General features: G+C 34.4%; 11 protein-coding genes, 1 pseudogene and 2 riboswitches. Of the genes and pseudogenes, 2 read left to right on the top strand and 10 right to left on the bottom strand.

All coding sequences use genetic code 11. From position 1 onward, the window contains the following. Positions 1–287: 287 nt before the first annotated feature. The 8 genes and pseudogenes from J4P91_RS26065 to J4P91_RS26030 form a co-directional block, all read right to left on the bottom strand. On the bottom strand, positions 288–1,802 hold the full coding sequence (locus J4P91_RS26065) for a sensor histidine kinase (RefSeq protein WP_207996384.1): 1,515 nt from the start codon (positions 1,800–1,802) through the stop codon (positions 288–290). Beyond that, positions 1,786–2,487, bottom strand: a complete 702-nt coding sequence (locus J4P91_RS26060) for a response regulator transcription factor (RefSeq protein WP_207996383.1) — start codon at positions 2,485–2,487, stop codon at positions 1,786–1,788. The genes J4P91_RS26065 and J4P91_RS26060 overlap by 17 nt, the downstream gene beginning before the upstream one ends. A gap of 144 nt (positions 2,488–2,631) precedes the next feature. Further along, complete coding sequence (locus J4P91_RS26055) at positions 2,632–3,957, bottom strand: NCS2 family permease (RefSeq protein WP_207996382.1); 1,326 nt, start codon at positions 3,955–3,957, stop codon at positions 2,632–2,634. Between the two features lie 128 nt (positions 3,958–4,085). After that, positions 4,086–4,187, bottom strand: a riboswitch (purine riboswitch). Between the two features lie 164 nt (positions 4,188–4,351). Beyond that, entirely contained in the window at positions 4,352–5,890 is a 1,539-nt protein-coding gene (guaA, locus tag J4P91_RS26050) for a glutamine-hydrolyzing GMP synthase (RefSeq protein ID WP_017150422.1), read from the bottom strand. Positions 5,891–6,050: 160 nt separating this feature from the next. Then, positions 6,051–6,152: riboswitch (purine riboswitch) on the bottom strand. Positions 6,153–6,323: 171 nt separating this feature from the next. Then, positions 6,324–6,434: pseudogene (locus J4P91_RS29615) on the bottom strand (TCP-1/cpn60 chaperonin family protein); the annotation flags it as partial. A gap of 309 nt (positions 6,435–6,743) precedes the next feature. Further along, positions 6,744–7,019 carry a hypothetical protein gene (locus J4P91_RS26040; RefSeq protein ID WP_207996381.1) on the bottom strand — a complete coding sequence of 92 codons (276 nt, stop codon included), beginning with the start codon at positions 7,017–7,019 and terminating at the stop codon, positions 6,744–6,746. Between the two features lie 102 nt (positions 7,020–7,121). Beyond that, complete coding sequence (locus J4P91_RS26035; protein ID WP_207996380.1) at positions 7,122–7,580, bottom strand: SMI1/KNR4 family protein; 459 nt, start codon at positions 7,578–7,580, stop codon at positions 7,122–7,124. Between the two features lie 21 nt (positions 7,581–7,601). Then, the gene (locus J4P91_RS26030) at positions 7,602–8,876 is read right to left on the bottom strand and encodes a WXG100 family type VII secretion target (RefSeq protein ID WP_207996379.1); all 1,275 of its coding nucleotides are present in this window, start codon (positions 8,874–8,876) and stop codon (positions 7,602–7,604) included. Between the two features lie 226 nt (positions 8,877–9,102). Here J4P91_RS26030 and J4P91_RS26025 point away from each other — a divergent pair, with 226 nt between their 5' ends. Together J4P91_RS26025 and J4P91_RS26020 are read left to right on the top strand one after the other, a co-directional pair. Beyond that, the gene (locus J4P91_RS26025) at positions 9,103–10,197 is read left to right on the top strand and encodes a response regulator aspartate phosphatase (RefSeq protein ID WP_207996378.1); all 1,095 of its coding nucleotides are present in this window, start codon (positions 9,103–9,105) and stop codon (positions 10,195–10,197) included. Continuing rightward, positions 10,197–10,499: a hypothetical protein gene (locus J4P91_RS26020; RefSeq protein ID WP_207996385.1), complete on the top strand. Its 303-nt coding sequence runs from the start codon at positions 10,197–10,199 to the stop codon at positions 10,497–10,499. The genes J4P91_RS26025 and J4P91_RS26020 overlap by 1 nt, the downstream gene beginning before the upstream one ends. A 68-nt stretch (positions 10,500–10,567) precedes the next feature. Here the strand turns inward: J4P91_RS26020 and J4P91_RS26015 are convergent, their stop codons facing one another. Beyond that, positions 10,568–11,563: a hypothetical protein gene (locus J4P91_RS26015; RefSeq protein WP_207996377.1), complete on the bottom strand. Its 996-nt coding sequence runs from the start codon at positions 11,561–11,563 to the stop codon at positions 10,568–10,570. A gap of 94 nt (positions 11,564–11,657) precedes the next feature. After that, on the bottom strand, positions 11,658–12,290 hold the full coding sequence (locus J4P91_RS26010) for a hypothetical protein (protein WP_207996376.1): 633 nt from the start codon (positions 12,288–12,290) through the stop codon (positions 11,658–11,660). Positions 12,291–13,512: the final 1,222 nt, after the last annotated feature.

The raw sequence follows: 13,512 nt of genomic DNA, 5'->3' as shown, positions 1-13,512 counted from the left end.
TTAGTTTGTCTAGCATCTAAAATAAAAATTGACGTTTCACGTTGTTTGTTTCGTTCAGTTTTCAAAGAACTCGTTTGTCGCTCATTTGCGACTTCCTTATGTTAACATCTTAATGTTTCAATGTCAACTAAGTTTTTTATTTCGTTTGTCGCGTTTTGCTTATTGCTATCGGCGACTCATATAATATTACACCTCATTTATATAATCGTCAATATGTTTTTCTAAAAAATATAAAAAAAGGCTTACCCTCTATAAGTAAGCCTTCCCTCACATCAAACTATCTTAATTCACTTTCCTTCTATAATTGGTAACAACACAATAAAATGAATCACTCCATCTTCATATTCAGCTCGAATTTCTCCACCTTGAAGTTCAACAATACTTTTTGCAATAGCAAGCCCAAGTCCTGATCCTTCTGTTACTCTACTTCTGGACTGATCCTTCTTATAAAAACGTTCAAACAAGTTTCCTAGTTCTTCTCTCGTAAACTCTTCACTATGATTTGCAACCATAATTTCTATATGTCGACGTTGTCTTTGAAGAGAAACTTTAATCTCTCCGTCATCTTTACTATATTTAATCGCGTTCATTAATAAGTTTTCAAATACACGAACCATTTTTTCCGAATCAATAGTAGCATACGCACGTTCTTCAGGAAATTTTTTAACAAACTTAAGACCATGTTCTTCTGCCTGTGGTACCAATTCTTCTATTAATTGCTCCAGCAGTTCATTTATACATACTTCTTGTTTGTCTAACACTACTTTTTCATTCGTTAACTTCGTATACTCAAATAAATCTTCTATTAAAGTCTTCAGCTGCTCCGACTTTGCAAAAGCGATCCTTGTATATTCATCATGTTGTTCTTTATTTTCATATTTGGAATCTCGCAATAAACGTAAATAACCCATAATAGAAGTAAGTGGCGTACGTAAATCATGCGATACATTCGTAATAAGCTCGTTTTTTTGCTTTTCTAATTTACGTTCTTTTTCTATATTATTCATAAGTTCTTCCGCCATATTGTTAATATTCTCAGTCAAAGCAGCGATTTCATCCTCCCCTTTTTTCTCAATGCGATAAGCTAAGTTTCCTTTTTCTATTTCTTTTACGCCTTGTGCCATTGCTTCGATTTGTTGCATCTTTCGTTTTGTTATATAGAAGAAAGAGAAAATAAATACGAGGACACCAATTAAAAATGGAAATGGTCCTTCTACTTTGTAATACACTACCTCTCCTTGAGGAATTCCACTCACAAACATATATAAGTTCTTATCTTCAATTGTAATAGGTGAAAAAGTGATAAATTCTTTTCTTGACCTTTCGAAATCACCATTATCATTTGAATAATTGATAGCAAATGATGTCACATTGCGAATTGTATTATGCAAATTAATTTGTTCTTCTTGTGCCTGCTTCGTTTTATACAGAACTTTACCACTTTCATCTGTAATTAATATTTTGAAACCTTCATGCCCTTGTTCTAAGTTTTGATTTTCTGTCTCTATCATATTTTGTAAAGCCTCTAACTTATTTTCCGTAACCAGCATTTCTGCTGTACTTTGAGCTTTATAATTAATTTGCTCCATACCTTCCCTATAATCAATTTGGGCATCTCGATTTATATCCTCAAAAACAGGTGCTACTATCTTCGTTGATACAAAAAGCCCTAATAACGCACAAGCAACAAAAGTAGTAATAAGCTGAATTCGTATACTTCGTCGTACGCTCTTTACTACCTTTTCAATCAGTCTTCTAGTTTTCTTATATACATAAGTAAACAGATTAAATATCTTTTTCAATCTTATACCCCACTCCCCATACTGTTTTTATATATCTTGGCTTTCTTGGATTCTCTTCAATCTTTTCACGCACTTTTCGAATATGTACCATTACAGTATTATCCGACTGAAAGGATCGTTCGTTCCAAACCTTTTCGTAAATTTGCTCTGCACTAAAGACCATACCCGGATTACGAGCTAACAACTCTAGAATTGAAAATTCTCTTGGTGTTAGTTTCACTTCTTCATCCTCCACAATCACTTCATGTGTCGAGACATTTATTTTCATATCCCCAATTTCAAGTTCATTTTCATTTTGAACAGCAAACCCGTTCATCTTCATATATCGACGAAGCTGCGATTTAATTCTTGCTATAAGTTCTAGCGGATTAAATGGTTTCGTTACGTAATCATCTGCTCCTGTTGTTAACCCTAATATTTTATCCATGTCTTGCGTCTTCGCCGATAACATAATAATCGGCATCTCTTTCGCTTCTCTTACCTTCATACACATATGAATTCCATCAATTTTCGGCATCATAATATCTAGTACAACTAAATGCACTTCATTCTTCTCTAATATATCTAATCCTTCCGCTCCATCCCCTGCTTGTAGTACGTTATATCCTTCATTTTTTAAGTAAATAGCAATTAAATCTCGAATTTCTTTTTCATCATCTACAACAAGTATTGTTTCTTGCGCCACAATATCGCCCCCAAAACTTTTAAAGTCCCTATGTCTTATTATAAGAAAACTTCTGAAGAAAAACGGAACGAAATCCTTAAGATTTTCTGAAGACGCAAAAAAGGCCCAGACTCCCCTTAAGTCTAGACCTTCCAAAAAACCCCTTTATTGACGAACGTAGATGAAATATAGTACGAATAAAACTCCCATTACATACATAATTGGATGAATTTCTTTACGACGACCACTTACAACCATTGTAATTGGATAAAAGATAAATCCAATCGCAATCCCCGTTGCAATACTATACGTAAGTGGCATAGAAATAATCGTAAAGAAGGCTGGTACTGCAATCTCGAATTTCTTCCAATCAATTTCTCCTAAAGATGAAACCATCAAAATCCCTACAATAATTAATGCCGGTGCCGTTACAGCCGCTGTTACGACACTTAATAATGGCGAGAAGAAAAGTGCTAACAAGAAGAACCCTGCTGTTACAACCGCTGTAAATCCTGAACGTCCTCCTGCTGCTACCCCTGCAGATGATTCGATGTAAGACGTTGTCGTAGATGTACCAAGAATTGCACCAATTACAGTTGCAATCGCATCTGCAAATAACGCTTTTCCCGCACGTGGTAATTTGTTGTTCTTCATTAATCCTGCTTGATTTGCAACTGCTACAAGTGTACCCGCTGTATCAAAGAAATCAATGAAGAAGAACGTTATAATAACAATCCCCATTTGAACAGTGAAGATATCTCCAAAGTGACTTAGCGCCACACCGAACGTAGGTTCCAGGCTTGGGATTGCACCAACTACAGCTTTTGGTGTATCAATTAATCCTGTTGCTACTCCAAGAATTGCTGTAAGAATCATCCCATAGAAAACTGCACCATTTATTTTTTTAATCATTAAGATAATCGTAATCACTACGCCGAAAATCGCAAGCAATGTTGTGCCCTTTGTTAAATCTCCTAATCCAACAAGAACAGCATCATTCTTCACTATAATTCCAGCATTTTGAAAACCAAGAAAAGCGATAAATAAACCAATACCTGCCGCTACCGCGAACTTTAACTCTACTGGAATTGCATTAATAATTTTTTCACGGATACCAGAAGCAGTAAGAATAATAAAGATAATACCTGACATTAACGTTCCGGCAATCGCTGTTTGCCATGGAATTCCCATCGTTAGCACTGCAGTGTAAGCAAAGAATGCGTTGATTCCCATTCCTGGCGCTAAGGCGATTGGATATTTTGCGAAAATCCCCATAATTAGTGAACCAATCGCGGCTGCTAATGCAGTAGCAACAAAGACCGCCCCTGGATCCATTCCTGTTCCTGCTGGTAATCCTTTAATGTTTCCCAGCGATAGCGTAGCAGGATTGACAAACAACACATATGCCATAGATAAAAATGTCGTTAATCCTGCAATGAACTCTGTTTTATAATTCGTACCGAGCTCATCGAATCGAAAATAACGTTTCATTCTACGTTTCCCCCGTTATATGATTACTCGTCGTAATTCTCCCTAGCCCTCTTTTATCTATAAGAAATAAAAAAGGCTTCCATTGCATATACATGGAAGCGTCTATAAACAAAGGCAAACTATCCCTTACCTTTATTAAAACGCCTCGTAGTCAAGCCATTTACGGTAGCTAGGTAGAAACTTTCGGGCCATATCCCCGATATTATACGACGGCTATAATATTCATTTTTCGTATCAATTACATACTCATATTAACTCACATATAGGTGTATGTCAATTTAAAAACGAACATTTTTACACGTTAATTATTTTTTGTTCGGATAAAACACAAAAAAAAGATCCATCTATGCATAAAATCATAGATGGATCTTCCTTTATACGAATAAACCTTATTCTATTCCCACTCAATCGTTGCTGGTGGCTTACTTGTTACATCATACACGATACGGTTAACGTGTTTCACTTCATTTACGATACGTACAGAGATTTTCTCTAATACATCCCAAGGCATACGTGCCCAGTCTGCTGTCATACCATCAATTGATGTTACTGCACGGATACCTACTGTGTAATCGTAAGTACGCTCGTCACCCATAACACCTACGCTGCGCATACCAGGAAGCGCAGTGAAGTATTGCCAAATTTCACGATCTAAACCTGCTTTTTGGATTTCTTCACGTAAGATCGCATCAGATTCACGAACGATTTCTAATTTTTCTTCTGTAATTTCACCTAATACACGGATACCAAGTCCTGGACCTGGGAATGGTTGACGCCATACGATTTCATCAGGAATTCCTAGTTCTGATCCTAATGCACGTACTTCGTCTTTAAATAACGTATTTAAAGGCTCGATTAATTTGAACTGCATATCTTCTGGAAGTCCACCAACATTATGGTGAGATTTAATTGTTTGTGCAGTTGCTGTACCACTTTCAATAATGTCTGTGTACAGTGTACCTTGTGCTAAGAAATCCATTCCTTCTAATTTAGAAGCTTCATCATCAAATACGTAAATGAATTCATTACCGATGATTTTACGTTTTTGTTCTGGATCTTCAACGCCTTTTAATTTGTTCATAAAGCGTTCTTTCGCATCCACTTTAATAACGTTCATGTGGAAGCCTTCACTAAATGTTTTCATAACACCTTCCGCTTCACCTTTACGAAGTAAACCGTGGTCAACGAAAATACATGTTAATTGATCACCGATTGCTTTGTGGATTAATACTGCTACAACCGAAGAATCTACACCGCCACTAAGTGCGCATAGTACTTTTTTGTCGCCAACAGTTTCACGGATTTTTTCTAATTCTACTTCGATAAAGTTCTCCATGTTCCAACCTTCAGAACAGCCACATACGCCAAATACGAAGTTTTTGATTAAATCATTACCGTGCTCAGAGTGACGTACTTCTGGATGGAATTGTACACCGTATAAGTTTTGTGCTTCATTACTCATACCAGCAATTGGACAAGAATCACTTGTTGCGTCTACTACGAATCCTTCTGGTAAACCTGTCACTAAGTCACCATGGCTCATCCACACAACTTGCTCTTCTGGAAGATTTGCATATAATTTTGATTCGTTCTCTACTTTTAGAACTGCTTTTCCGTACTCGCGATGGTTTGCACGTTCTACTTTTCCACCAAAGTGTTTTGTCATAAGCTGCATACCGTAGCAAATACCAAAGATCGGTAAGCCTAGATCAAAAATCTTTTCGTCACAGTGGAATGCATTTTCACCATATACACTGTTTGGTCCACCAGAGAAGATAATCCCTTTTGGATTCATTGCTTTAATTTCTTCTGCAGTAATTGTATGTGGATGAAGTTCACTGTATACACCAAACTCACGAATTCGACGTGCAATTAACTGATTGTACTGACTCCCAAAATCTAAAACGATAATCGTATCGTGCTGTTTTTTCAAAATAATCACCCCAACGTTAGTTCTGTATATAAATATTTTCACCAATTTGGCAAAAAGCATTACCAATATAATAAAAAAAGCCAGTCCTCCGCCTTCAGTCTCATAACAAAGAAAAGGCAGGGGTCTGACTTTATAAAGATAGTATTCCGCTCTTTATAAATATAAGACACACTGCCTTCATAGTCAGGTTGTTTACGGTAACCCGGTAGAGACTCTCAAACCATATCATTGAGGATATATGAAGGATTGTTTTATATTATCTTCCTAGATTCTAACAATGAAGTATCAATACGGTCAAGAGAGAAAGCGACAAAATTCTACAGAAATTATTTTCTCAGTGCGACAGAACCTTTTTCACTATAATTTTTTAACATCGTACAATAAAAAAACATCCACCTCTATACAGAGATGGATGTTCCGACAGCGGATGAAATTACATCATGCCGCCCATACCGCCCATGCCGCCCATTCCAGACATATCAGGCATTGCATTTCCGCCTTCTTCTGGTTTGTCAGCAACAACTGCTTCAGTTGTTAAGAACAAAATCGGCTAAAGTTGTTAGACTAGCTATGTATATATAGTTTAAGAAGCATACACTACTTCCTATATTTAGAATTATATTTCAAGTATAAAGTAGTCGTTAATCGTTGTAAAGCAGTATTATCAGTTTCTTCTATTATAATTACCTATCCATATCGAAATCATTAACACATTATTCTTTATACTCTTTCACTACGAAATATTGTATGTTCTCTTTAGTAGTCACTAAAACATCTGTTAACGAAACCACAATACTCTCACTACTTGGTACGAATTTATTTTATTATTTCAACTTCATCATAAAAATATAAATTAATGCGTAGACAATTGACGGTTCTTAATCATTACTAACGGAACTTGAACACTTCCATAAGACACGCCACAAGTGAAAATATGTTCTATCATACTCATTATAGCTTCATGTTTTTCTTTTTCAGTTCTAGACTTATTATTCAGTATCGTATCTATCATGTCTTCGCATTGTTTATATTTAACCATTGCTTCAGCTTGAATCATTTCAAAAATTTCTTTTTCATTTCCCTCATAATTGTCTAACATTCTTAGAATTTCTGAAACTTTTGAGTCCATGTTGTTAACTCCTATCAGTTATTTTAGGACTTTCTTTTACAGATTTCCCTTTGAATCTCATACCTCTACAAATTCAAAGCCTTAAAACAATTATTAAAAATATTAAATATAATAATCAGGACTTTCATCCATTTTAATCAAGAACTCCTCTAAAGAATCCGCTATTTTTGCGTCCTCAAAGTAAATTGGACATTGCCCTAATTCATTTTCTTCTTGAAATTTAATTGTTAAAAAGTTGAGTTCAGTTACTTCAAAAAATACTAATGATTCTTCATCATCTACATCATCCAAATTAGGATTATATTCATAAATATCTTGTCTTAAACGAAAATCGGCAACTGAAATTGGGTCCATAAATCTATTGAAAAAAGTTCTTTTATCAGACTTTAAAAAACCACAACCAATTTCTTGATAAAAACGTTTTAATTCTTTTGGAAGTTCCATTTGTAATAAGCTTTCTGCCTCATCTATCTCCTCTTGATATATAGGATAGAAAATAGGTTTTTGTTTAGAACGGACACTTCTGTCTGCTACAACATATTTTTTCAAAAAGTTAAACATACTTTTTACTACCTCCGTTATTTACTTTTTCTTGAAAACCTCTTTTGAAATACCTTCCTTGCCATGAATTCCACCTTGATGTTCATTAGGATATTTAGCTGGGTGCATATTCCACCACTCATGTTCTCCACCGTGTGCATTTTCAATAAGGTGATGTGCATCATACGGGTCATCTACATGTCTTAGTGGTATTCCTCTTCTTGAAAGGATTTCTTCTTCATAAGTAGGCCATTTTTGATTAGTCTCAAGTTCCCACTCTTCTATTAAATCATCTTTTAATCTACCAAATTCTCTTCTTCTTTTTGCAACTTCTTCTTTGCTTAATCGTTCATAACCATTATTTTCTAAGTGTTCTTGTAGTAATTCCCTTTGGTTTTCAGGAATTTTCCTATTTGTAATTTCTTCTACTTGGCTAAGGTATTCTTTGAACCTAGGTGTATTTAAATTACCAGGGTCAGCAAACATAAATGTATTACGTGCTTCTTCTAAAGAATTAAAAGAAGTTTTTGGAATATCACTGAATCCACCAACACCAGCATAAGCAAAACGGTTTCCAGTGTTCAACTTGAAATTATTTAATGTATTTATTACATTTCTATACGTAGCAGAATTAGTTACTACAGACACTCCTTTTGCTAGATTTGCAGTAGTTGCTACCTTTGATACTTTACTTAACCCTTTATCACCAATAAGACCTAACCCAACTTGAGTTAAAGCATAACTTCCCCACTTTGCACGACTTTCTGCGTCACCATTTATTACATCATTAATAAATGAATCCGACAATACATTATACATGGTACTAAGTGTATCAATAGGGTGCAAGGCGGCGTTCCCCATGTTTTCCCACGTTTCCCATTTACCAAGTGCCTTAAATCCTTCTATAGTATCTTCAACCGCTTCCCCTGCACCTTCTACAATACCATCCCGAATTTTTTCGAAAGTAGATTTTTCAGGTAGCTTACCACACATTGCCCCTTCTTCTATCTTTTCATCAGATGTAGTTCCTTCAACTAAATTGCCACCATAAAGTTCGTCAGTATTACGGAATTTTTCTGCTGCATTCATTAGTTCTTCTGCAATCTTATCAAATTCCCGAAATACATTAAACATTTGAGGTTTTGTTTCATTAAACATATGATAAAATCTTTGACTCGTTGCACCACTCCACATTGAAGCGATATATTCCGTTTGGTTATATAAATCTTTATGTATCTGTTCTAATCTATTTTTAGTTTCAAGGACTATCTTTGCTGACTGTTCTAACCGTTCAGGTGTTACCTTTATTTGAACCATACCGTACCTCCTTTTCCTAATATTTCACAAGAAAATTATACCATGTTAAATTGTTCTACTGTGCCAAATATTTGAAATTACTAACAGGTAGAATGAATACGATTAGTTATATACTTGAAAATAAAATTGTTAAACAAATGTTGAGAAATATATAATTTTAATTTCTATTACATCTTATTCTTGCTATCATCATTTATAAGAATATTCAAAAAGGTGAGGGGATTTTATGAACGTTCAAATGAAGGGGAATGAACAAATTTCAAAGTTGCTAAATGACTTTTATCAGGTTATGTTACAGCAACAAGTAGAAAAAGCAAAACAATTCAAACAAGAAATTGAAGACAAACTTTCCAGTATAAAAGAAGACGAAAACCTATTACTATATTATTCATTATTAAATTTTAGATATAAAGTACTAACAGATGGACTTAACATTACAAAAGATGATTTTAATGAAATTAACTCCTTTGATATACCTAATAACAGCTTTTTATCCTATTATTATCATTTCTTCAAAGCCATTCACAGCACACTTCTTGCAGACTACAACGAAGCAAAAGAACATTTTGAAAAAGCTGAATCCCTTTTAAGTTACGTACCTGATGAATTAGAAAAAGCAGAATTTAATTATAGAATTTCAGCATTTTTCTTCTATACAAAACAACCAATAAATACTATAGAGTATGTAAACAAAGCAAAAGAAATTTTTTTAAAGCATAAAGGATATGAAACAAATACGGCTTTAGTGGAAAATGTTTTAGGATTAACAGCTATCCAAATAAAACAATATGAACAAGCTGAAGAATACTTAAATTCTGCAATAAATACCCTACAAAAACAAAATAACGAAACTTTACTTTTAAGGGTTCGTAATAATTTAGGTTGGTTATACGCAAGTCAAAATCTTTCTGAATTAGCTATTCGTCACTTGTCAGAAGTAACTGAAAAAATTCCTAATCATTTCAAAGCCATTTTCTTACAAGCTAGGGAATATACTAAACTAAATGAAATAAATATTGCTGAGGAATTAATTACAAAAGGATTAAAAGTTTGTACTAAATTGAATAATGAAGCATATATACAGCACTTCACTATTTTAAAAGCACTAAATAATAATGTTCCAACAAGAGAGTTAGAAAAGATTATTCTTGAAGGAATTACCTATTTCGACAAAGAATTACTATTTAACTACACCCAAGAATATGCAGAGAAATTGGCACTTCGCTTTTATGAGGAAGATAATCATGTAAAGGCAAGTAAGTATTTTCATATGGGCTTGCAAGCTAAAACAAAAACATTCGAGAAAGGGGCTTTAAAATGATTAAAAAGATTGGTTCTGTTATTGTAAGTTTGTCTGTTATAGGCGTAGCTACTATGGGTTTCGCTTTATCCGAACATGGGGACATACCTGCACCTCAAAGACCAGACTTAGCGTTAAGTATAGGTCATGGTGATGGTGGCGGTGCACCTGAACGTACACATGGAGAAGGTTGGTCTCCATCTTATTCACATGGACACACTGGTATTGTAAGTAATGAAGCTGATGGTAACACTGGTGCACCTACCTATGACCACGGAAGACCGCCTGCACCTACAAACACACACGGCGAAACAATAATTTAATTAACAAAAAGAACGCTAACTCTTACATTAGGCGTTCTTTTTTTCGTTATACAAATAAAAAACACGAATTAAATTGCTGCTTCTTGTAACACTATTACTTCTTGGGCATCTTTCATAATATCAGAAACGTTAACTCCTCTACTCTCACACATCCCTACCATTGCAGGGATGATTATTTTAAATTCTTCATCCCTAATAACACTTATATATGAAGCCCTAGGATAAGTTTTTCTTGCGATAGTTCTTCGGGTCTTCAGATTAATCCCGTTCTCTAACTTGTTTACAAGATGACTGCAAAGGTCTTTCCAGCCTTTATTTGTACGAATAGTACCATGAATAAGCGTGGAATAACGGTTAACAAGTTTACGTAAAAGCTTTTTAGGGTCTTTATATTGAATCTCTTCTTTAGCTAACGTTTGAATTACTGCTTTTTGTTCTTGTAACTTGTTTTCAATTTCCGTAATATGACGACTTTTAAACTCTATTAATTTTTCAGACGCATGTGCTAATGCGTTGATATCTCCTGACATGAACGCTTGACCTACCGCCATTTGCAACGATTGTTCTTCATTAATGTCCGCGACTTTAACTTCTTGTGTCGCTTTTTCTTCGATGTTCAATAGTTGAGTACGAACTTCTTTCGCAACATGGCTGTCTCGTAATAGCATTCCAACGCGTAAGATTGCACGGCGTGGGAAAAGACCATTTTCTCCATAAGTTATAACAGCGTTCTGTCCTCCATGTTCAACGGTAAAATGTCCTTTTTTGTTAGTGATTTTAGGCTTGCAGAAATTCTGATAGTCTAACTTTCCCTTCAGTTCTTTCCCTTTCATACTATGATAGCCGTCTTCTAGCAATTCTTCCCTATGTTCAAATACTAAAGTGCTGATTACCGTTTTACTTGTCTCATAAAAATCAGCAACTTGATTTGTAGTCGCCATTTCTAAATTAGGTAACAATAATAAATCTTTCACTTTTTCTAATACGTCCACGCGATTCATATAAGATTCGCGAATGTTGGCGTCAATAATAAATGCTTCTTGATTTTTTACAGTAATAGGCATAATAATATTCCTCCGAATAGATAATTTTTAATTTACACAATCTATTCGTACAAGTGCTTTAATTTTGTGACACATAACTTGTGATTAATGAGAATTATTTTACCTTATCAACTTCATATTTACTGAAAAAATCGGATAAAGCCAATGAAATAATATCCGACTTACGAAGTTCTAATTTATCTAAAAAAGCATTCAATCTCTCCGAAATCCCTTTGTTTATCATTATTTTTTCACGAATTCCTTGTTCGATGGGCAGTTTATTAATTTCATTCGATATCTCGGTTTTTAGTTTTTGAATCTGTTTTTCTTCTATATAGTAATCAGCAACCTGTTTTAACATCAAAATTTGTTCAGAAGTAAAGTTAACCTCTTCTTTTTTTGATACAAACTCAAATATTTCTTTGTTCTTATTGTTAAACAGAAAACCGACGTTGCCTCTAAATGTCCAATGCCCATTTATACATATATATCCCAATCCTCTCAAAGCATTTTTTAATTGATTTTCACAAACAGCTAATTCTTCCGCCAATTCCGTCAATGTACTACCATTATTCAGACGTCTTGTTACTTCTTGTACCTCCACATCATACACCCCTTCATATGATATTAATAAGCTTGATAATCCATCTACTAAACAAATGTCTTCGCTATGTCTCGCCAAGTTTCCTTTTAATTCAACTTTATAACGCATAATACGATTTGAGAAAAAGAGAAAATAACGATTCATCCGCAACAGGATTCCTTTTATTCGTTAGATGCCATAAAGCGAAGATATGCAAATTCTCAAACTCGAGTAATTTTTGTTATAAAATTTTATTTAACGATTACTGATCGCGTGGATTCTCGTCTTCGGCTAAAATTTAATTTATGTATTGTTAGAACGCCCTACACGGCAAACTAAGGGGGCGTCCCCCGTTGGGTGGGGTATCTTTCTTTATTCGATAAAATTTACATATATAATTTGCTTGTAGAGTTCCAATGAAAATGTCGACATGTAGAAGATAGGATAAATTATTTTTGAAGATTAATAATCAAAATAAAGCAATTCAAACATGTGAAATGAAGAAAGGTTTTGATACAAAGTTTTGAAACAAAAGAAACATTGATTTATAAATACTTACGAAAGGTAAGTAAAGAACATTATTTGTTGTATCAATAACGATGGAGTTATGAGACAGCATAATTGTATTAAATAATAATGATTGTAATGTAGGATAGACGATAGCATGTCTATAACAACACATCATAAGTCCAACGCTTTACCGCATTACTTACTCATTAATAGATAGTGATAGAGTACAGATATAAGCGTCCAGTGTCCGCCTTGCCTTGCAATAGTATTCGCCCATAACAAATAGCCCTGCCGTTTAGGACAAGGGTCTTACAAACGATGTAGGGATGTTAACGATGTAGCCCCGCTTTAAGTGTGCCGCCCCCATAAAAGAGTAGACCCCGCAAAATGAATGGGGGGACAAAATAACATAACTTTCAGTTTATTCATTTTATAGCGAAGAAACTAGGGATTCCCCCTTTAAAAGCGTTGATTTAACAACAATGTATGAGAATTGCATAATGCGTAAGTAACCTTAAAAACAAGAATCTCTTTATAACAGTATTTCTGATTAATTCTAAGTTACCATACTGGACATTATAGGAAGTTATTGTGAATATAATATTCAACGATATACAAAATGGTCTTGAAAGGAATCCCGATGTCTCCCCGCTTCCTTTCACAATTTCTTTAACGACATTCCTTTGTGATTGCTTATAAATCTAGTAATAACACGGATTTCTTCAGCTTCGCTACTCAAATATCAAAATGTAATCTGTTACGCATTTGGGACAATTCACGGACATTACAAAATTCTTTTTAAGCCCCCTAGCGTCCCTGTAGCGATGACCTAACGATTCATAGACTAATAGCCATTCGTTTATATACAAAAAAGAGA

It is taken from the genome of Bacillus sp. XF8, from assembly GCF_017498755.1.
GTDB classification, from domain to species: Bacteria; Bacillota; Bacilli; order Bacillales; family Bacillaceae_G; genus Bacillus_A; species Bacillus_A bingmayongensis.
Note: the sequence above shows the minus strand (reverse complement) of the source record. Positions and strands in the feature narration are given on the sequence as shown.

Coding starts and splice junctions, on each gene's coding strand:
- J4P91_RS26040 (WP_207996381.1), bottom strand. CDS start 7,019: ATGGACTCAAAAGTTTCAGAAATTCTAAGAATGTTAGACAATTATGAG.
- J4P91_RS26055 (WP_207996382.1), bottom strand. CDS start 3,957: ATGAAACGTTATTTTCGATTCGATGAGCTCGGTACGAATTATAAAACA.
- J4P91_RS26010 (WP_207996376.1), bottom strand. CDS start 12,290: ATGAATCGTTATTTTCTCTTTTTCTCAAATCGTATTATGCGTTATAAA.
- J4P91_RS26035 (WP_207996380.1), bottom strand. CDS start 7,580: ATGTTTAACTTTTTGAAAAAATATGTTGTAGCAGACAGAAGTGTCCGT.
- J4P91_RS26025 (WP_207996378.1), top strand. CDS start 9,103: ATGAACGTTCAAATGAAGGGGAATGAACAAATTTCAAAGTTGCTAAAT.
- J4P91_RS26030 (WP_207996379.1), bottom strand. CDS start 8,876: ATGGTTCAAATAAAGGTAACACCTGAACGGTTAGAACAGTCAGCAAAG.
- J4P91_RS26015 (WP_207996377.1), bottom strand. CDS start 11,563: ATGCCTATTACTGTAAAAAATCAAGAAGCATTTATTATTGACGCCAAC.